The 21,260-nt window shown below is 61.5% G+C and carries 8 protein-coding genes; 4 read left to right on the top strand and 4 right to left on the bottom strand.

Translation table 11 applies throughout. The annotated features are described in order from the left end of the window. Positions 1–60 precede the first annotated feature (60 nt). Positions 61–13,044 (bottom strand): non-ribosomal peptide synthetase, encoded by a 12,984-nt coding sequence (locus ACMXYI_RS15285; RefSeq protein ID WP_415773808.1) that lies wholly within the window; start codon positions 13,042–13,044, stop codon positions 61–63. A gap of 371 nt (positions 13,045–13,415) precedes the next feature. Here ACMXYI_RS15285 and ACMXYI_RS15280 point away from each other — a divergent pair, with 371 nt between their 5' ends. Continuing rightward, positions 13,416–13,964: an RNA polymerase factor sigma-70 gene (locus ACMXYI_RS15280; protein WP_008145913.1), complete on the top strand. Its 549-nt coding sequence runs from the start codon at positions 13,416–13,418 to the stop codon at positions 13,962–13,964. A gap of 156 nt (positions 13,965–14,120) precedes the next feature. Here ACMXYI_RS15280 and ACMXYI_RS15275 read toward each other — a convergent pair whose 3' ends face one another. The 3 genes from ACMXYI_RS15275 to ACMXYI_RS15265 form a co-directional block, all read right to left on the bottom strand. Beyond that, the gene (locus ACMXYI_RS15275) at positions 14,121–15,134 is read right to left on the bottom strand and encodes a GNAT family N-acetyltransferase (RefSeq protein WP_415773807.1); all 1,014 of its coding nucleotides are present in this window, start codon (positions 15,132–15,134) and stop codon (positions 14,121–14,123) included. Positions 15,135–15,234: 100 nt separating this feature from the next. Next, positions 15,235–16,041, bottom strand: coding sequence for a substrate-binding periplasmic protein (locus ACMXYI_RS15270; protein WP_415773806.1), 807 nt, complete (start codon positions 16,039–16,041; stop codon positions 15,235–15,237). 91 nt (positions 16,042–16,132) lie between these two features. Then, a complete protein-coding gene (locus ACMXYI_RS15265; RefSeq protein WP_415773805.1) occupies positions 16,133–16,759 on the bottom strand; it encodes a TetR/AcrR family transcriptional regulator in 627 nt (208 codons plus the stop codon). A gap of 190 nt (positions 16,760–16,949) precedes the next feature. On the opposite strand from ACMXYI_RS15265, the gene ACMXYI_RS15260 reads away from it, so the two are divergent. The 3 genes from ACMXYI_RS15260 to atuC are packed head-to-tail and all read left to right on the top strand — an operon-like array spanning position 16,950 to position 21,242. Next, positions 16,950–18,740, top strand: a complete 1,791-nt coding sequence (locus tag ACMXYI_RS15260; RefSeq protein WP_415773804.1) for an acyclic terpene utilization AtuA family protein — start codon at positions 16,950–16,952, stop codon at positions 18,738–18,740. A 12-nt stretch (positions 18,741–18,752) separates the two neighbouring features. After that, a complete protein-coding gene (locus ACMXYI_RS15255) occupies positions 18,753–19,622 on the top strand; it encodes an SDR family oxidoreductase (RefSeq protein WP_415773803.1) in 870 nt (289 codons plus the stop codon). 3 nt (positions 19,623–19,625) lie between these two features. After that, entirely contained in the window at positions 19,626–21,242 is a 1,617-nt protein-coding gene (gene atuC, locus ACMXYI_RS15250) for a geranyl-CoA carboxylase subunit beta (protein ID WP_415773802.1), read from the top strand. Positions 21,243–21,260: the final 18 nt, after the last annotated feature.

Here is a 21,260-nt window from a genome sequence, read left to right as displayed (position 1 = left end):
ACGCAGGACTAATGTGGGAGCTGGCTTGCCTGCGATGGGGACATGACAGACGCTAGAGAACTACAACCCCTCCAACTCTGCCATCAGGTCATTGAGGCGATCCACCTTCTCCTCAGTGATATCGCTCGCCGCCAATCCGTCGATGTATTCGGCCAACTCCGCCACCGTGCTGCATTCAAACATCGCCCGCAGCGGCACATCACGTTGCAGGGCTTTCTGCACCCGCGAGGCGATCTGCGTCGCCAGCAATGAATGCCCGCCCAGCTCGAAGAAGTTGTCGCGAATACCGACCTTCTCGACCTTCAGCACCTCGGCCCAGATATCCGCCAGCGTCTGCTCCAGCTCATTGCGCGGTGCCTGATAGTCCTGGCTCTGCAACTGGCCGATCTCCAGCGCCGGCAAAGCCTTGCGATCAAGCTTGCCGTTGGCATTCAGCGGCATCCGCTCCAGCCACAACCAATGCAGCGGCACCATGTATTCCGGCAGTTCAGCGCGCAGGCGTTGCTTGATGCGTTCCAGTCGCTCCGTTGGATTGATCAAAGAATCAGCCGCCACCAAATAGCCAACCAGGTGCTTGCCGTTGACGCCTTCCTGCACGCCGACTGCGGCTTCACGCACTTCCGGTTGCTCATGCAGACGCGCTTCGATTTCACCCAGTTCGATGCGGTAACCGCGGATCTTCACTTGATGGTCGATCCGCCCGACGTATTCCAGCACGCCGTCACCGCGCCGACGGGCCAGGTCGCCGGTGCGATACAGACGATCACCCGGTTCACCAAACGGATTCGGCACAAACACCTGCGCGGTGCGCAGCGGATCGCTCACATAACCGCGCCCTACCCCGGTGCCGGCGACACACAACTCGCCCACCGCCCCCAGCGGCACCAGTTCCAGCGCGCCATCCAGCAGGTACAAGCGGTTGTTGTCGGTTGGCGTACCGATCGGCAGGTAACTGCCACGAGTCGACGCCATGTCGACGCGGAAGAACGCCACGTCATCCGAGCATTCCGCCGGACCGTAAGCATTCACCAACCCGATCTCCGGGTAGCGCAGCAGCCACTGGTGCGCCAGCTCCGGCGGCATTGCCTCACCGGTCGGCAGCATCCAGCGCAAGCCGTCGAGGCTCATGCGTTCCTGAGCGAGCATGCCCTGAATCAGCGACGGAACGCTTTCCAGCACGGTGATGCCCTGGGCCGCCACATGCGTCAGCAACCCTTGCGGATCATGGGCGATGGTGTTCGGCACGATGTCCACCCGAGCGCCGAACAGCGGTGCGGCGAGGAACTGCCAGACCGAAATATCGAAACTTTGCGAGGCGGTCTGGGCGATCACATCGACATCGCTCAAGTTCAGGTACGGCACCTTGCTCAACTGGTTGTTGAGCATGCCCCGCTGTTCGACCATCACGCCTTTCGGCAAACCGGTCGAGCCCGAGGTGTAGATCACGTAGGCGAGGTTGTCCGGGCCGCTGTAGATGCCCGGATTCGCAACCGAAACATCGCTCGCTTGCACCTCTTCCCAGACCAACAACGTGGGCCGGTTGGCGCAACCGAACTCATCCAGCAGCGCCAGCGCTTGTTCGCGGCAGGCCTGAGAACACACCAGCAATGGCGTGCGGCTCAGGTCGATGATCCGGCTCAGACGCTGACTCGGCAGGCCCGGGTCCAGCGGCAAATAACCCGCGCCAGCCTTGAAGCTGCCGATGATCATGCCCAGCAGACCGAGGTTACGTTCAGCCAGCAACGCCACCGGTTGATCCAGCCTCACGCCAGCGGCGATCAAGGCATGACCGAGACGGTTACTGCGCTGGTTCAGCTCAAGGTAACTGTGCTGCTGATCGAGGCAACTGGCTGCAATGCGCTGTGGATGCTCGGCAACCTGCGCTTCAAACAATGAGACATAACTCTGCTCCAGCGGGTAATCGTGCTCGCTCTGGTTGCATCCGTGAATCAGGAAGTCTTGCTCATCAAAGCCCAGCAACGGCAGATCGGCCATGTCGCCGTGGAAACCTTCGACCAGTGCCAGCAGCAACCGCTTGAACTCGCCGAGCATGCGCTCGACGGTCGACTCATCGAAATAACGCTGGTCGTAAGACAGGTGCAAGCCCAGGTTATCGCCCGGATAGCAGACCGCCGTCAGCGGGAAGTTGGTGTGGGTGCGGCCCGAATCCGAGGTCGCGTTGAGGCTTTGCGCACGGTCCAGCACCGAGACTTCCACCGGGGCGTTTTCGAACACGAACAGGCTGTCGAACAACGGCTGGCCCTTGGGCAGTTCGCTGTTTTCCTGAATGCTCACCAGCGGCAGGTATTCGTACTCGCGCAGTTGCATGTTGCTGTCGAGCAAGCCGCTCAACCATTGACGAACGCTGCAACGCTGATGGTCTTCCGGCATTTTCACCCTTAGCGCGATGCTGTTGATGAACAGCCCGACCGTGCGTTGCATCTCCGGCATGTCCACCGGACGCCCGGCCACCGTGACGCCGAACAGCACGTCGCGATCACCGCTCAAACGTCGCAGCACCAGCGCCCACGCCGCCTGGGCAAAGGTGTTGATGGTCAGCTGATGAGCCTGAGCCAGATCGCGCAGTTGCGCACCGTCACAGGCATCGAGCCGTGTGTAGCGATCGCCGACGATCATGCCGCCGCTTTCGCCGGCATGTTCACGCAGGAACGGCCGGTCGCTCGGGATCGGCGTGGTCCGCTCGAAGCCTTGCAGGTTGGTTTTCCACCACTGCCGCGCCTCGGCCAGGCTCTGGCGTTGCAGCCAGCCGATGTAGTCGCGATAACGCGGTGGCACGGCCAGTTGTGCTTCCCGGCCTTCGCCCAGTGCGGTGTAGATCTCGAAGAAATCGTTCATCAGCAGCGAACGGCACCAGGCATCGATGAGGATGTGGTGGTTGCTCATGATGAACCAGTATCGCGCCGCGCCGACCTTGATCAGGCGCAGGTGGAACGGTGCCTGGTCGATCAGATCGAACCCGGCCTCGCGCTCGCTTTTGAGCAGCGCCTGCAACTTCGGCTCCTGCTCGACTTCGGCGATTGCCGTCCAGTCCAGGTACTCGATCGGCGTGCTGCCCGGCCTGTGGATAACTTGCAGCATGTCTTCGCCGACATTCCAGCAGAACGACGCGCGCAAGGCTTCGTGGCGGGCGATCACCGCTTGCCAGGCCTGGGCGAAACGTTGCGGGTCGAGCTCGCTGTTGATGCGGTAGCGATCCTGCATGTAGTAGAGGCCGGTGCCCGGTTCCAGCAAGGTGTGCAGCAGCATGCCTTCCTGCATCGGCGTCAGCGGGTAGACGTCTTCGATGACGGCGGCCGGGATCGGCAGCGCGTCGAGTTGTAGTTGGGTCAGTTTCGCCAACGGGAAGTCCGACGGCGTCAGGCCACCCGCATCGTCGCGCAGGCAATGTTCGATCAGGCTCTGCAATTCGCCGAGGTAGGCGTCCGCCAGGTCGGTGATGGTCTGCGGGTCGTGACGTTCGGCGCTGAAGGTCCAACGCAGCACCAGCTCACCGCCATAGACCTGACTGTCGACGCTCAGCTCATTGGGCAGCGGCGCACGAGGATCATGGGCCGCGCCGACCGCTTCATCGAGAGGACGGAACAAGGCGTCCGCGCCGAAGCTCTGGTCGAATTGACCGAGGTAGTTGAAGGTGATCGGTGCCACCGGCAAGGCCGCCATGGTCTGCCGGCTCGAGTCATCGGCGAGATAACGCAACACGCCATAACCCAGACCTTTGTGCGGCACCGCGCGCAGTTGTTCCTTGATCGCCTTGATCGAGGCGCCCTGCCCGTCCGCTGGCATCAGCCGCAGCGGATAAGCGCTGGTGAACCAGCCGACGGTGCGGGTCAGGTCGATCTCGTCGAATAGCGTTTCGCGGCCGTGACCTTCGAGTTGAATCAGCGCCGATTCGTGACCGCTCCAGCGGCACAGCACGCGGGCCAATGCGGTCAGCAGCAAGTCGTTGACCTGAGTGCGGTAGGCGCTCGGCGCCTGTTGCAGCAGTTGGCGAGTGCGCTCGCTATCGAGGCGCACGCTGACGGTTTGTACATGACGATTCTGCCGGCCACCCTCGGGGCGATCACACGGCAATTCGGCGCTTTCACCGGCCAGATGCGACTGCCACCAGCTCAGTTCTTCACGCAGGGATTCGCTGCCGGCATATGCCTGCAAACGTGCCGCCCAGTCCTTGAAGGCACTGGTTTTCGCCGGCAGTTTTACCGACTGCCCCGCGTCCAGTTGGCGATACACCGTTTGCAAATCGTCCAGCAACACCCGCCACGAAACCCCATCCACGACCAAGTGGTGAATGGCGAAAAACAGCCGCTGTTGCCCCTCAGGACCATCGACCAACAGCGCGCGCATCAGCGGCCCTTCCTCAAGATCGAGGCTGCGCTGGGCATCGGCGAACAGTGCCGCGCATTTGTCCATGGACGAAACACGCACTTGCCACAGCACCGGCGTGTCGGAAACCGCCTGGTGCTCGGCCTGCCATTGGCCTGCAATTTCAGAGAAGCGCAAACGCAAGGCGTCGTGCTGTTCGATCACCGCCAGCAGCGCTTGCTCCAGACGATGGGGCTCCAGCGCCACGGTCGGTTCCAGCAGCAATGCCTGGTTCCAGTGTTGGCGCTCGGGGATATCGGTGTCGAAGAACCAGTGCTGGATCGGCGTCAGACGCGATTCGCCGGTCAGCAAACCTTGTTCGGCGGTGACCTGCTCGGTGCGGGTCGCCACGGCAGCCAGGGTCTGCACGGTCTGGTGCTGGAACAAGTCACGCGGGCTGAAGTGGATGCCCTGCTGCCGTGCACGGCTGACCACCTGGATCGACAGAATCGAATCGCCGCCCAGTTCGAAGAAGTTGTCGTTGAGGCCGACCTGCAGAACGTTCAGCACTTCGCACCAGATGGCGGCCAGCGTCAGTTCAAGCTCGTTGCTCGGTGCCACGTAATGCTGACGGTTCAGCTCCGGGTCCGGCGCCGGCAATGCGCGGCGGTCGAGTTTGCCGTTGGCGGTGAGCGGCATGCTGGCCAGCAGGATTAAATGCGTTGGCACCATGTAATCCGGCAACTGGGATTTGAGGTGCGCCTTCAACGCCTCACGCAGTGCGTGTTGTTGCGCTTCATCCTGCTCGGCGACTTCAGTTACCAGATAGCCGACCAGTTGTTTGCCGCTCGGGGCGTCCAGCGCCAGCACCACGGTTTCACGGATCGATTCATGTTCCAGCAGACGGGTTTCGATTTCGCCCAACTCGATGCGGAAGCCACGAATCTTCACTTGATGGTCAATACGTCCGAGGTATTCCACCAGACCATCGGCGCGCTGGCGTACCAGATCGCCGGTGCGGTACAGACGCCCGCCATTGGCGGCGAACGGATCAGCCACAAAACGCTCGGCCGTCATACCCGGACGCTGGTGATAACCCTGCGCCAGACCAGCGCCGCCGATGTACAACTCGCCGGTCGCGCCTTGCGGCACCAGCGCCAGATCAGCGTCGAGGATGTAGGCCACGCGAGCGCCGATCACGCTGCCGATCGGCACACTGCCCATTCCCTCTTCAAGCTGCTCGGGCGCCAGACTGGCCAGCGGCATGACCACGGTTTCGGTCGGGCCGTAGGCGTTGAAAAACAGGCTCGGCTTGAACACCGCACGAATCCGCGCCAAGTGCTCGCCAGTCAGTGCTTCACCGCCGGTGATGCACATGCGCACCGGCAGAATTTCGCCCTGGGTCGCCAGCCACTGCGCCAATTGACTGCCGTAGCTTGGGGTGAAGCCGAGGATGTTGATGTTGTGACGGCGAATCAGACCGCAGATTTCTTCCGCGTCCCACTGGCCTTGAGCGCGCAGAACGACTTGAGCACCACTTAACAGCGGCACCAGCAAACGCTCGGTCGCGGCGTCGAAGTTTATGGAGTAGAAGTGCAGCTCGCAGTCGTCCGGACGCATGCCGAAGCGTTCAATGACCGCTTGGCAATGCATGGCGATTTCACCATGGGACACCACCACGCCTTTCGGTTTACCGGTGGAGCCTGAGGTGTAAATCAGGTACGCCTGATGCTGTGGCAGGCTGATAAACGGCAGCTCCGTGGCCGGGTAGTTGGCCAGTGTGGCGGCATCTACTTCCAGACACCAACGCGCAACGGTCGATGGCAATTCGCCGAGCGCTTCGAACATTGCTGCATCGCTGAGCAGCAAACCGATGTCGCTGTCTTCGATCATGTAGTGCAAACGGTCCAGCGGGTATTCCGGGTCCAGCGGCACGTAGGCGCCGCCCGCCTTGAGGATCGCCAGCAGGCCGACGACCATTTCCAGCGAACGCTCAAGCGCCAGACCGACCCGAACCTGTGGTCCCACGCCCCGCTCGCGGAGCATCCAGGCCAGGCGATTGGCGCGGCTGTCGAGTTCGGCGTAGCTCAGGGTTTGCCCGACGAAGGTCAGTGCCGGTGCGTCTTTGCGTGCCAGCGCCTGCTCGCTGAACAGGTGATGAATGCACTGGTCGAGGCGATGTTCGCCCGGCTCGACGCCGAGGCTGTCGAGCAGGTTTTGTTGTTCGCTGGCTTCCAGCAGCGGCAGCTCACTGAGGCGCTGTTGCGGATCGGCCAGCAGCGCTTCCAGCAGGTTGCGCCAATGCCCGGCCATCCGCGCAATGCGTGGTTCATCGAACAGATCGGTGCTGTAGGTCAGGCAGCAACCCAGGCGATGGTCGAGGTCGGTGACCTCCAGGTTGAGGTCGAACTTGGTTGCGCGAGCATCGTTGACCAGGTACTCGACGGTCATGCCAGCGAGTGTGCGGCTCTGCTGGAATTCCCAGCGCTGCACGTTGCACATCACCTGGAACAACGGGTTGTAAGCGGCGCTGCGCGGTGGCTGCAAGGCTTCCACCAAATGATCGAACGGCAGGTCCTGGTGGGACTGGCCTTCGATCACGGTATGGCGAACCTGCTCGAACAATTCGCCCACGGACATCTGCCCGTCAAGCTGGCAACGCAGCACCTGAGTGTTGAGGAACGCACCAATCAGCCCTTCACTTTCCGGACGAATCCGGTTGGCCACCGGCGCGCCGATGCGCAGGTCGGTCTGGCCGCTGTAGCGGTAAAGCAGCACGGCCAGCGCGGCGGTCATGGTCATGAACAGGGTCAGACCGTTTTGTGCATTGGAGGCACGAACGCGAGCGGCGAGTTCATCGCTCAAGTCGAAACGGAACAGTTCGCCCTGATGACTTTGCACGGGCGGACGTGGACGGTCGGCGGGCAATTCCAGCAGCGGATGTTCACGCCCCAATTGCGCGGTCCAGTAATCGAGTTGGCGCTGACGTTCGCCGGACTCCAGCCACTGACGCTGCCAGACGCTGTAATCCAAGTAGTGCACCGGCAGCGGTTGCAGCGGCGATTCGTGGTCATCGACGAAAGCCTCGTAGAGCGCGCTCAGTTCCCGGGCGAAGATATCCATCGCCCAGCCTTCGGTGACGATGTGGTGCAGGGTCAGCACCAGATAATGTTCGTGCTCGGCGGTCTTGACCATGCAGGCGCGCAGCAGGGGTCCGGTTTCCAGATCGAAGGGTTTATGCGCCTCGTCGTCGGCCAGTTGCTGGACGCGTTGTTCGCGGCGATCAACGTCGAGCGCGGAGAAGTCCTTCCAGCCCATGCGCATCCCCGTTTCCGGGTGAACCCGTTGCTGCGCCACACCGTCGATGCTCGGGAACGTGGTGCGCAGGGTTTCATGACGCATGATAAGTGCTTGCAGCGCGGCTCCGAAGCGCCCGACATCGAGCACCCCGCGCAGCCGCGCCATGCCGCCAACGTTGTAGGCCGGGCTGTCCGGTTCCATCTGCCAGAGGAACCACATGCGCTGCTGGGAATAGGACAACGGCACCGGTTGGCTGCGGTCGACTTTCTCGATGGCCGGTTGCTGGTTGGTTTTGCCGCTGGCCTGGATCAGTTGAACCTGTTCGGCGAAGGCGCCCAGCTCACTGTTTTCGAACAGCGCGCGCAGCGGCAACTCGACGTCGCAGGCCTGACGGGTGCGGGAAATGATTTGCGTGGCCAGCAAGGAATGGCCGCCGAGGGCGAAGAAGTCGTCGCGCAGACCGATTTGCGCCAGGCCTAATACTTCACGCCAGATGCCGGCGATTTGTTGCTCAAGGGCAGTGACTGGTTCGACGTGCTCGCGGACTTGCCATTGCGGTTCCGGCAAGGCACGACGATCGAGTTTGCCACTGGGGCTCAGGGGCATTTCGTCCAGGCGCATCAGCTGCGCCGGGACCATGTATTCCGGCAACTCAGCCGCCAGCGCGGTTTTCAGGCGTGCGGTTTGAGCATCAACATCTTCTGTGGAATCGGTTGCGGTGTAGTAACCGATCAACTGTCCGCCGGCCGCCGTTTCGCGCACCAGTACCACGGCTTGAGCGACGCCGTCCTGAGCCAGCAATCGTGCTTCGATTTCTTCCGGTTCAACGCGGAAGCCACGCAGTTTGACCTGCTGATCGAGACGGCCGAGGTATTCGATCACACCATCGGCGGTCCACCGTGCGCGGTCGCCGGTGCGGTACAGACGCGCGCCCTGCTCGCCCAATGGATCAACGACAAAACGTTCTGCAGTCAGGCCCGGACGGCCCAAATAGCCACGGGCCAGGCCGATACCGCTGATGCACAGTTCACCTGGCACACCGGCCGGAACGGGATTGAGTGCCTCATCGAGCACGCGGCACAGCACATTGCCCAACGGACGACCAATCGGCGAGCGTTCGCCATCGGCCGCTGTGCAGTGCCAATGAGTGACGTTGATCGCGGTTTCGGTCGGGCCGTAGCGGTTGTGCAATTGCACGGCTGGCAGTTGTTCCAGCACGCGGTTGCGCAATTCGGCAGGCAAGGCTTCGCCACCGGAGAATACACGGCGCAGGCTGGTGCATTCGGCGGTCAGCGGTTCGTCGATGAACAACGAAAGCAGCGGCGGTACGAAGTGCAGCGTGGTCACGCCGAATTGCTGAACCAGTTGCGCGATGCGGTGCGGATCGCGGTGTTCGCCGGGACCGGCAATCAGCAAGCGTGCACCGGCAATCAGCGGCCAGAAGCACTCCCACACCGACACGTCAAAACTGATCGGTGCCTTTTGCATCAGCACGTCGGTGTCGTTCAAACGATAGGTGTTCTGCATCCATTGCAGGCGTTCGGCGAGGGCTGCGTGGGTGTTGCCGACGCCCTTCGGCTGGCCGGTGGAACCGGAGGTGTAAATCACGTACGCCAGGTTGTCGCCGTGCAAGTGCAGGCCCGGTGCGTGGCTCGGCCAGCTCTCCAGATGCAAGGCGTCCATGGCGATCACGCTGACGCCATCGGTGGCCGGCAAGCGCTCAAGCAATTGGGTTTGGGTCAGCAGCATTTCGACGCCACTGTCGCTGAGCATGTAGGCCAGGCGCTCGGCCGGGTAGTCCGGGTCCAGCGGCACGTAGGCGCCACCGGCCTTGATGATCGCCAGCAGGCCGATCAGTAACTGCGGCGAACGCTCGGCGGCAATGGCCACGCAGACGTCCGGGCCGACACCTTTGTCGCGCAGGTAATGGGCCAGGCGGTTGGATTGGGTGTGCAGTTCGGCGAAGTCCATGGCGCCACCGTCCCACGTCAAGGCGGTGCGCTCCGGGGTTTGGCGTGCTTGTTCGTTGAGCAATTCGGGCAGCCAAACGCTGGCCGGTGTGCACGGCACGGAGCTCCACGAGGCTTGCTGATCGAGCTCGGACGAGGTCAGCAATTGCAGATCGCCGATGGCGGTTTTCGGTTGTTCGCAAACGGCTCGCAGCAGGTTGCTGAAATGCTCGGCCAGACGCTCGATGGTCGCCACGTGGAACAGTTCGTTGGCGTAGTCGAAGGACAGACTGAGGCGACCCTTTTGGTCTTCCTCGCTGTGCAGTTGCAGGTCGAACTTGGCTTCGCGGCTGTGCCACGGCAGCTCTTCGGCCAGCAACCCAGGCAGGCGACGCAATGCGCTCAAGTCCCGTTGCTGGTGGTTGAACATGACCTGGAACAAACCTTGTCCGCGGGCTTGCGGGAAGGCTTCGAGCAATTGTTCGAACGGCAGATCCTGATGAGCTTGTGCGCCCAATGCGGCCTGACGGGTTTGCGCCAGCAGCTCGACGAATGGCAGCTGCGAATCCAGTTCGGCGCGCAGCACCTGGGTGTTGATGAAGAAGCCGATCAGCCCTTGGGTTTCCAGGCGCGGACGGTTGGCGTTCGGCACGCCGATGCGGATGTCGCGTTGGCCGCTGTAGCGGTGCAGCAGACTCTGGAACGCGGCGAGCAACAGCATGAACGAAGTGGATTCATGGGCCTGGGCGGTCTGGCGAATGGCATCGCTCAGAGTCGCGCCCAGCTTCACAGAATGGCGGGCAGCCGTGTGAATGTGGTGCGCCGAACGCGGATGGTCGGTGGCCAGGCTCAGGGTCGGATGATCAACGCCCAATTGCGCTTTCCAGTAAGCCAGCTGACGCTCGCCCTCCCCTTGCGCCAGCCATTGACGCTGCCAGCTGCCGTAGTCGGCGTATTGCGTGGGCAATTCCGCGAGCGTCGCCTTTTGTCCCTGGGACGCGGCGGCATACAGGCGGGAGAACTCGTCGATCAGCACGTTCAGCGACCAGCCGTCAGCGATGATGTGATGCAGCGTCACCAACAATTGATGGTCCTCTTCATCGAGGCGCACCAAGGTCACCCACAGCAGCGGTCCTTTTTCCAGATCGAATTGAGTGCGGGCTTCATCTTCACGAATCTGCTGCGCGCGAGCTTCACGCTCGGCCACCGGCAGGTCGCTGATGTCGATCAGCTGCAGGTTGAATTCGCTCGCAGCATCGACCTGTTGCAGCGCCACACCATCACGTTCGAAGAATCGCGTGCGCAGGGATTCGTGACGCTCGATCAGCTGCTGGAAACTGGCGCGCAAGGCGTCTTCATCCAGTTCGCCGCGCAGGCGCAAGGCGCCGGGAATGTTGTAGGCGCTGCTCTGCGGGTCGAGTTGCCAGGTGATCCACAGACGGTTTTGCGCCAGCGATTGCGGCATGGCTTCGGTGCGCGACAACGAGGTGATCGCGCCTTGGGCGAGTCCGCCGTCCTGTTGTTGCTGAGCGACTGCGGCGGCAAACGCGCCAAGGGTCGGCGCTTCAAACAGCAGGCGCAGGTTCAGCTCCAGACCGAGTGATTCGCGCAGACGTGCGACTACCTGAGTGGCGGCAATGGAGTTGCCACCCAGCAGGAAGAAGTGATCGTCGGCGCTGATCTGTTTGACCTGCAGTTGCTCGCACCAGATCTGGCCGATCAGGGTTTGCAGTTCGTAACCTGATTGAGTTGCGGATTTACTTTCGATGTCTGCCGACGGGAACAGTGCATAGCTGTCGAGGCTGCCGTCCGCCAGACGATTGCGGCATGCCGAGCGTTGCAGTTTGCCGCTGGAGGTCTTGGGCAACGCACCCGGATTGAGCAGCACCACCACGCTTGGCGCTTCCTGATACGCCTCGGCCACGGCTTGGCGGATGGCTTTGATCAGGGCGTCGGGCGGGAGGATTTTTTGCACGCTGCGGCTGATTTCCGCCGCAATGCCGATGCCTTCCTGACCCTCGATGTTGACGGCGAATGCGGCGACACGACCTTTGCGCACCACCTCCACTTCGCGCTCGATGGTTTGCTCGATGTCCTGTGGATAAAGGTTGTGGCCACGAACGATCAACATATCTTTCAGGCGCCCGGTGATGAACAGTTCACCGTTGCGCATAAAGCCCAGATCGCCGGTGCGCAGCCAAGTACGGCCAGCGTGTTGAACGAAGGTTTTAGCGCTGGCCTCCGGGTTGCGCCAGTAACCGTGGGCGATACTTGGCCCGGCGGCCCATACTTCGCCGACCGCGTTGTCAGCCAACTCGTTGAGGGCTGTTGGATCGACAATCAGCACCGCGTGATCCGGCTGACTGATGCCGCAACTCATGATCGCGCTGCCTTCGCCTGGCTTCGCACGGTTTTGTGCCAGGGCTTGATCGTCCACGCGCAGGTTGCCAATGCCCTGACCGCGAGGGCTGCCGGCCACGAACAGCGTCGCTTCGGCCAACCCGTAGGACGCCATGAAACTGTCCGGGGTGAATCCGCAGGCCGCAAACTTCTCGGCGAAGCGATCCAGCGTGTCGAGGCGAATCGGTTCAGAACCGGAATACGCTACGCGCCAGCCACTCAGGTCGAGGCGTTCCAGGGCCGATTCACTGACCCGCTCGCTGCACAACCGATAGGCAAAATCCGGCCCGCCGCTGATGGTGCCGCCGTACTCGCTGATCGCTTCCAGCCAGCGCAACGGCCGGCCAAGGAAATACGCCGGCGACATCAACACGCACGGCACGCCGCTGAAAATCGGCTGCAACAGACCGCCGATCAGGCCCATGTCGTGGTACAGCGGCAACCAGCTGACGATCACGTCGTCAGGATTCAGATCAATGCCGAAGCCGTGACGAATCAGCAGTTCATTGGCCACCAGGTTGCCGTGGCTGACTTGCACCCCTTTCGGCAACGCGGTGGAACCGGAGGTGTATTGCAGGAACGCGATGTGGTCGTCTGCAAGTTCCGGCGCCACCCAACGTTCGGCCAATGCACTGTCGAGCGTATCGACACACAGCAACGGTGGCGCGCCCTCTATTTGCTGCAACGCATCGCGCAGACCGGCGCTGGTCAGCAGCAGACGCGGTTCGGCATCGCTGATGATCGACAGCAAACGCTCCTGATGATGACGGCGGGCCGACTCCGGCGGATAGGCCGGCACCGCGATCACACCGGCGTACAGGCAGCCGAAGAACGCCGCGACGTAATCCGGGCCGCTGGGAAACAGCAGCACCGCGCGATCGCCAAACGCAGCCTCGACCTGCAACGCGCCAGCAATGGTCCGCGCCCGCTGGTCCAGTTCGCGATAACTGAGCACCACAGCCTGATCCTGGGTTTCGGCGAGAAAACGCAAGGCCACCCGGTCCGGCGTCAGGGCCGCTCGGCGCTGAAGGGCTTGGACCAGTGTGCTGGGGAGTTCGAACGCGTCGGTCATGAGGTTTCCTGCCTGAATTCGGCTTGCAAGTGGAATCGGTTTTCTGACGTCACGCCCCTTCGAGGGCGTGCAGGGCGCGGTCTTCGCCGACCGCGCAAGGCTTGGGAATACTGTTTTGGCCGCAGCCGCTAGCCGGAACCATTCACCAATGAGAACGGTTGACCTCTTGAAATAATTAGTCGGAAGGCCTGATCGCCAATGGGACTGCGGTGCGGCAGCGTGTCGCAGTTCTCACTCTGCACCTTTGCGGAGCATTAGTTCTCTTTCTCATTTGACAATCATTATCATTAAGAATAATTTGTCGCTCGATGTGTTGGACGGCCAGCCCCCGCTTGCCGTCCCACGAACCTATTGGCAGCAAGGTGATTTCCATGACGGAACAAGTGTCCACAAGCAGGTGCGATTCACCGCTACTTCAGGCATTCGTCGACAATCGACTGATTCTGGTCAAGATTGCAGCCCGCATTACCGGTTGCCGGTCGCGTGCTGAAGACGTAGTGCAGGATGCGTTTTTCAGGCTGCAATCCGCGCCGCAGATCACGTCCTCGTTCAAGGCTCAGCTCAGCTACCTGTTCCAGATCGTGCGCAACCTGGCGATCGATCACTACCGCAAACAGGCGCTGGAGCAAAAGTACTCGGGCCCTGAAGAGGAAGGCCTGAACGTGGTGATTCAAGGTGCTTCGCCGGAAACCTCGCACATCAACTTCTCGACGCTGGAACACATCGCCGACGCGCTGACCGAGCTGCCCAGCCGCACCCGCTACGCCTTCGAGATGTACCGCCTGCACGGCGTGCCGCAAAAGGACATCGCCAAGGAGCTTGGCGTCTCGCCGACCCTGGTGAACTTCATGATTCGCGATGCGCTGGTGCACTGCCGCAAGGTGTCGGGCAGTCGTGTGGATACCTTTGCCCGTCGCTAAGATCTGAAATCTGCGTCGCCCCCAATCGCGAGCAAGCTCGCTCCCACACTTGATCACTGGCATTCACAAAAAGTGTGTTCACAGAAGATCTAATGTGGGAGCGAGCTTGCTCGCGATGGGGCACTCAAGATCGAAGCAGATCTTGAGTCTTACGCATCAAGCCAACGCACACCGATCAAAAAACCGCTCACGCCCCAACACCATCAGCGCCGCGCGCTTGTGCGGGAAGTCGAACGCTTTCTCGCAGTGGAAGCCCTGGTTCTGCATATGCCCGATCATCTTCGCGTTGTCGGCGCGAGGCTCGGCAACCACTCGCTGAGTGCGGGGATCGTCGAGAAACAGGTAATGGGTCAACGCCGATAACCAGCTCGCCACCTTATGCGGGCCACGGTGATTTTCTTCACCCACCAGCATGTGAATACCGCGGTCGTAATCGCCGGCGTCATAGAACGGCGCGATGCGATCCTCCTTGGCCCAATACGCTTCAAAGTAGGCGAACGGCTGGTCATCGAAACAACCGATCAGCGTCAGGGTGTGGGGATCGGCTTCAAGTTTGCTCAGGTACTCGTGATGCTGCTCGAGGCTGCCCTCCTCCTGCCAGAAACTCGCCACGCGCGGGCTGTTCTGCCAACGATTGAAACGCGCCAGGTCCAGGTCGATGTCCACTGTGCGCAGGGAAACCCAGGCACCGAGGCACGCATCAAAACGCCGATAGACTTCACCCCGCGGTTTCACCGGCCGCAGCGGATGACGCTTGCCGCCACTGATGACCATTTGCTGCGGATAGCTCGATGTCTGTGACACGCCAAGCCAAGGCTGAGGCAACTGCCAGAACAACGTGCGCTCGCAGCGATACAGGCCGACGACTTCGGTAGGGATCAGCAACCCGCTGAGCAATGCTTCGGTGGGGGCTTCATCGAGATGCCAGGTCAGGCGCTGGCAGGCCGGGTCACGGGCAAACAGCCAATAACAGGCCGCCCAGACGGCCTGATTGTCGGCGTGGTCGAAGCGCTCTTCTACTTGCACTTGCAGCGCGGGCTCGCGAGTCAGGCGCAACCGAATCAGCGGCTGCCCTTCAAGGCTGAGGCACAGGCGGCTTTCGGTTTCATCAGCTACAAGACGGCTTCCTGTCGGCAAGGCCAGGGCAGTCAGGTGATTCAGATTGGACATGGGTCGGGCTCACGTTAATCGTCGACAGTTCAACGAGGTGACGTGAGCCAGTGCGGGAAATTTAAGAGAAGTCGGCAAATACGCGACCTGTCGCGCGATCTCAGCTACCCGGGACCGGCACCACGGCGATCTTGTAGGGATCGAAAATCTTCAGCATCTGGCCATTGTCCCGCAACCCTTGCAGCAACTTGCCGAACGCCTCACCACTGATGGGCGCGGCCGGACTGAGGATGGCGTAGTGGTGATAAACCTGATCGATACGCTGGGACACCAGCAGCTGATCGGCGACTTTCTCGTTGCGCAGCAGGTAATCGCTTAGGTACGAGCGTGTCACCAGGGCAACGTCGGCACGCCCGCGCAGCACCATCAGCAGGTTACTGTCATGGGAATACGTCAGCGTGGCGTTGTAGTTTTGCGCGAGGAATTTTGGATCGGCATTGAAGTTGGCGAATTCGTAGTGATAGCCGCTGAACAGCGCCAGGCGCTTGCCGGCGAGGTCGGCAAAATAACTCTGCTGACGAACCGGCTGGCCATCGGGCTGGCGTTGTGCGACAAAAATCTCGGCGTCTTCCAGCCCCATGTCGACAGTGGTGTGCGGGATGTCCTTCCAGCCCCAGTCCGGGTTCTCGAAAATCGCCATATCCACCCGGGCTTGCTTGAAGTCACCGAAACGCCGGGGAATGGAAGTGGGAACCAATACAAACTGATAGTCGCTCTGCAAGGCATTGAGCGCCTCGACCAGCTGCGGCAGCAAACCGGTGTCGGCACCGGATTCCGGGCGCACGGTATAAGGGGGAAAATGTGCGGCACCGACCCGCACCTGCTGTGCGGCCTGGGATGGAACCACGCATAACACCGCAAGCGTCGCCAGCAAAAGCCGCGAAGCCGTCCGAATTGGCGAAGACATCAAAACAATCCACTCCCCAAAAAAATACGCTTCAATGCATTCAAGCTAGGCGGTTTCGGCTACTTAGCCAGTTTCCTTTTGACTTGGAAAGCTATTGTTTCTCTTCCAGCACCAGAATCAACGCCTCATCGGCCAATTGATCGAGGCTCATGCTGCCGCCGGCGCGAAACCAGGTGGTAGTCCAGGACAACGCCCCGGTCAGGAAACGACGTGTAATGAACACATCGCCGCGGATAAAACCGGCATCCTTGGCTTCACCCAACACTTGCAGCCAGAGTTCTTCATAAATATCACGCAGCGCCAGCACCTGCGCCTGCCCGTCTGCGGACAGCGAGCGCCATTCATACACCAACACCGCCATGGCCTCGCCGCTACCGCCCATGATCGACTGCAACTCACAACGAATCAGCGCCAGTACCCGCTCGCGCACACTGCCGGCTTCTGCCAGGGCTGCACGCATCAACGCGGTGTTGTAGCGAATGGTTTCCTCCATCACCGCCCGCAGGATCTCGTCCTTGCTTTTGAAGTGATGAAAAATGCTGCCTGACTGAATCCCCACGGCGCCGGCCAGATCGCGCACGGTGGTGCGTTCGTAACCTTTGTTGCGGAACAGGTGAGCCGCCACTTGCAGCAGTTTGCCGCGGGCGCTGTCCGGGTCGGTCAATTGGCCGCTGTCGACCAATTCGCGCATCACCCTCAGGGCTTTTTGCTCGTCCACCCGTTCTCTCCTACAGTCGATCAATCAAATACGCCGCTCGCCGCTAAAACTGCGGGGTTGCGCGGGCAATTTAAGCTGGCGAGGGCAACCAAGCAAGCGCTCGGGAAGAAGATATTTCAGCCGTTTACAAACCAAGCGCTTGCTTGGTAGTCTCGATGTACTTCTGTCGGGGGTGGTTATGGAGTTGACTGTGCCAAAAACAATCCGCATCGGTTGCGCCAGCGCCTTCTGGGGCGACACCTCGACCGCCGCCGCGCAACTGGTGGAAGGTGGGCGCCTGGACTATCTGGTCTTCGATTATCTGGCCGAAATCACGATGTCGATCATGGCCGGCGCGCGGATGAAAGATCCCCAGGCCGGATACGCCAGCGACTTCATCGAAGTCCTCAGCCCACTGCTCGGTCAACTCGCCGAACAGAAAATCCGCGTCATCAGCAACGCCGGCGGGGTCAACCCGCAAGCTTGCGCCGCCGCCCTGCAAGCGGCCTGCGACAAGGCCGGGGTAACGCTGAAAATCGCCGTGCTGCTGGGCGATGACCTGCAGCCGCAGCTCAAACAGCTGAGCAGCAGCGGTATCCATGAAATGTTCAGCGGCGTGCCCTTGCCGCCGATGTGCGTCTCGACCAACGCCTACCTCGGCGCACCGGGCATCGTCGAAGCCCTGCGTCTGGGCGCCGACATCGTCATCACCGGCCGCGTGGTCGACAGCGCCGTGGTCAGCGCCGCGCTGGTGCATGAGTTCGGCTGGTCGTGGCACGACTACGACAACCTCGCCCAGGCCGCATTGGCCGGGCACATCATCGAATGCGGTGCCCAATGCACCGGCGGCAACTTCACCGATTGGCGCGAGGTGCCCGACTACGAACACATCGGCTTCCCCATCGTCGAAGTCAGCGCCGACAGCCAGTTCATCGTCAGCAAACCCGAAGGCTCCGGCGGACTGGTCACACCCCTGACGGTCGGCGAGCAGATGCTGTATGAAATCGGTAACCCGCAGGCGTATCTGCTGCCGGACGTGGTCTGCGATTTCACTGAAGTCAAACTTGTGCAACAAGGCAAAAATGCGGTTCAGGTGCACGGCGCAAAAGGCTTGCCGCCGACCGATCAGTACAAGGTCAGCGCGACGTACCCGGACGGTTTCCGCTGCACCGCCAGTTGCCTGATCGCCGGGATCGATGCGGTCGACAAGGCGCGTCGAGTCAGCGAAGCCATCATCAACAAGACATCGGAAATCTTCAGCCAGCGCGGTTGGCCACCCTACAGCGAAGTGAACATCGAGCTGCTCGGCAGCGAGGCCACTTACGGCCCCCACGGTCAGCGTCAGGACAGCCGCGAAGTGGTGATCAAACTCGCGGTGCGCCATCCGGGCAAACAGGCGTTGATTGTGTTCTCCCGTGAGATCGCCCAGGCCGCCACCGGCATGGCGCCGGGACTGACCGGGATTGTCGGGGGACGGCCGACGGTGTATCCGCTGATCCGGCTGTTCTCGTTCCTTATCGACAAAACCGCCTGCACGCTGGAAATTGATCTCAAGGGCCAGCGCCACCCCTGCACCCTGCCCGCCGTTGATGTGCTCGACACCGCCGACTTGCCCGTGGCGTGCGCCCCACCGAAACCCTCAGACCGGGCCGATGCCAGCGTGGCCCTGGTCAAACTCGCCGTGGCGCGCTCCGGTGACAAGGGCAATCACAGCAACATCGGCGTCATGGCCCGCGAGCCGGAGTACCTGCCGTGGATTGCCGAAGCCTTGACGCCGGAAGTGATCGTCGACTGGATGAGTCATGTCCTCGACCCGATCCACGGCCGTGTCGAACGCTGGTACCTGCCGGGCACCCACAGCCTTAATTTTCTGCTGGAAAACGCCCTGGGAGGCGGTGGCGTGGCCAGCCTGCGGATCGATCCGCAAGGCAAAGCCTTCGCCCAGCAACTGCTGGAAATCCAGATACCGGTGCCTCAGCGCATCGCCGACCAGGTCAACTAGAGGACTGTCGCCATGGCTTACGATTCGATTTTCAAAGCCGATTTGTTTGCAGGCCAAAACATCATCGTCACCGGTGGCGGCAGCGGCATCGGTCGTTGCACCGCTCACGAACTGGCGGCCCTCGGCGCCCATGTGCTGCTGCTCGGGCGCAAGGCCGACAAGCTGAAAAACGTCGTGGCCGAGATTACCGAAGATGGCGGCAAGGCTGACTGGATGGTCTGCGATATTCGTGAGGAAGAAGCGGTCAAGCATGTGGTCAGCGAGTTGATCCGCAAGTACGGACCGATTCACGGTCTGGTCAATAATGCCGGCGGGCAGTACCCGTCGCCGCTGGCGTCGATCAATCAAAAAGGCTTCGATACGGTGTTGCGCACCAACCTGATGGGCGGCTTCCTGATGGCCCGGGAAGTGTTCAACCAGTCCATGAGCACGCACGGTGGCGCCATCGTCAATATGCTCGCCGACATGTGGGGCGGCATGCCCGGCATGGGCCACTCGGGCGCGGCGCGTTCAGGCATGGACAACCTCACCAAGACCGCCGCGTTCGAATGGGGTTATGCCGGAGTGCGGGTCAACGCCGTGGCGCCGGGCTGGATCGCGTCCAGTGGCATGGACACCTACGAAGGCGCGTTCAAAGCGGTGATCCCGACGCTGCGCGAGCACGTTCCACTGAAACGCATCGGCACCGAATCGGAAGTCAGCGCGGCGATCGTTTTCCTGCTCAGCCCGGCCGCAGCGTTTATCAGTGGCAGCACCTTGCGCATCGACGGCGCCGCCAGCCTGGGCGGGCGCGCCTGGCCGATACACAAGGCGCAGATCAGCGAGTCGTATAACGGTTTTCACCGTGCCTACTTGCCGGACGTGCTCAAGGATAAGGAATAAGTCATGCCGGTGATTCAGTCGCAAGTGGACCCGTTCAGCGAACAGTTCGCCCGCAATCGCGCGGCGATGCTGGTCGGCATCGAACAGGTCCGCCAGCTCGAACAGAACCTGCTGAACAAGGCGGCCGAGGCCAAGCCCAGGTTCGACAAGCGCGGCCAATTGTTGCCCCGCGAACGCCTCAATCTGCTGCTGGACCCCGGCGCCCCGTTCCTCGAACTGGCCAGTCTGGCCGGCTACAAACTGCATGACGACAAGGACGGCAGCTCGGCAGGCGGCGGTTTGATCGCCGGAATCGGCTACGTGTCCGGCGTGCGGGTGCTGGTGGTGGCGAACAACAGTGCGATCAAGGGCGGGACCATTTCCCCCAGCGGTTTGAAAAAATCCCTGCGCCTGCAACAGATCGCCATGGAGAACAAACTGCCGATCATTACCCTGGCCGAAAGCGGTGGCGCCAACCTCAATTACGCGGCGGAGATTTTCGTCGAAGGTGCCCGCAGCTTTGCCAATCAGGCGCGGATGTCGGCCATGGGCCTGCCGCAAATCACCGTGGTCCATGGCTCGGCCACGGCGGGCGGCGCCTATCAGCCAGGGTTGTCGGATTACGTGGTGGTGGTGCGTGGCAAGGCCAAGCTGTTTCTGGCCGGCCCGCCGCTGCTCAAGGCGGCCACCGGCGAAGTCGCCACCGATGAAGCACTGGGCGGCGCCGAGATGCATGCGCAAATCGCCGGCACCGCGGAATACCTGGCCGAGAACGATGCCGATGGCGTGCGCCAGGTGCGCGAGATTGTCAGCCTTTTGCCGTGGAATGATCAGTTGCCCTGGGTACCCGAACGTCGGTGGGAAGAACCGCTCTACCCCATCGAAGAATTGCTCGGGCTGATTCCCGATGACCCGAAAAAACCCTATGACGTACGCGAAATCATCGCGCGGATTGCCGACGGCTCGAACTTTCTCGAATTCAAGGGCGAGTTCGATCAGCAAACCGTCTGCGGTCATCTGCAGATTCAGGGCCGCGCCTGTGGGTTCATTGGCAACAATGGACCGATCACGCCCAAGGGTGCGAGCAAGGCGGCGCAGTTCATTCAGCTCTGCGACCAGAGCCAGACGCCACTGCTGTTTTTTCACAACACCACCGGGTTCATGGTCGGCACCGAGTCAGAGCAGCAAGGCGTGATCAAACACGGCGCGAAAATGATTCAAGCAGTGGCCAATGCCCGCGTGCCTAAACTGACCATCGTCGTCGGTGGCTCCTACGGCGCCGGCAACTACGCGATGTGCGGCCGCGGCCTCGACCCACGCTTCATTTTCGCCTGGCCCAACAGCCGCACGGCGGTGATGGGCGGCGCCCAGGCCGGCAAAGTGCTGCGGATCGTCACCGAGGCCAAACAGGCCAAGGACGGTCTGGTGCCCGACCCGAAAACGCTCGACATGCTGGAACAGGTCACCGCGCAGAAACTCGACAGTCAGTCCACCGCACTCTATGGCAGCGCCAGTTTGTGGGACGACGGGTTGATTGATCCTCGGGATACCCGGACCTTGCTCGGGTACTTGCTGGATATCTGTCATGAGGCTGAAGTGCGGCCGCTGCAATCCAACAGTTTTGGTGTAGCCCGCGTCTAAGGACGATAAGGAGAACAA

Origin of the sequence: Pseudomonas lyxosi (assembly GCF_047758685.1) — a bacterium.
Taxonomy (GTDB): Bacteria; Pseudomonadota; Gammaproteobacteria; order Pseudomonadales; family Pseudomonadaceae; genus Aquipseudomonas; species Aquipseudomonas lyxosi.
This window is presented reverse-complemented; position numbering and strand designations above follow the sequence as displayed.

Excerpts from the sequence above, each read along its gene's own strand:
- ACMXYI_RS15285 (WP_415773808.1), bottom strand. The coding sequence starts at position 13,044 with ATGACCGACGCGTTCGAACTCCCCAGCACACTGGTCCAAGCCCTTCAG.
- ACMXYI_RS15280 (WP_008145913.1), top strand. The coding sequence starts at position 13,416 with ATGACGGAACAAGTGTCCACAAGCAGGTGCGATTCACCGCTACTTCAG.
- ACMXYI_RS15275 (WP_415773807.1), bottom strand. The coding sequence starts at position 15,134 with ATGTCCAATCTGAATCACCTGACTGCCCTGGCCTTGCCGACAGGAAGC.
- ACMXYI_RS15270 (WP_415773806.1), bottom strand. The coding sequence starts at position 16,041 with ATGTCTTCGCCAATTCGGACGGCTTCGCGGCTTTTGCTGGCGACGCTT.
- ACMXYI_RS15255 (WP_415773803.1), top strand. The coding sequence starts at position 18,753 with ATGGCTTACGATTCGATTTTCAAAGCCGATTTGTTTGCAGGCCAAAAC.
- atuC (WP_415773802.1), top strand. The coding sequence starts at position 19,626 with ATGCCGGTGATTCAGTCGCAAGTGGACCCGTTCAGCGAACAGTTCGCC.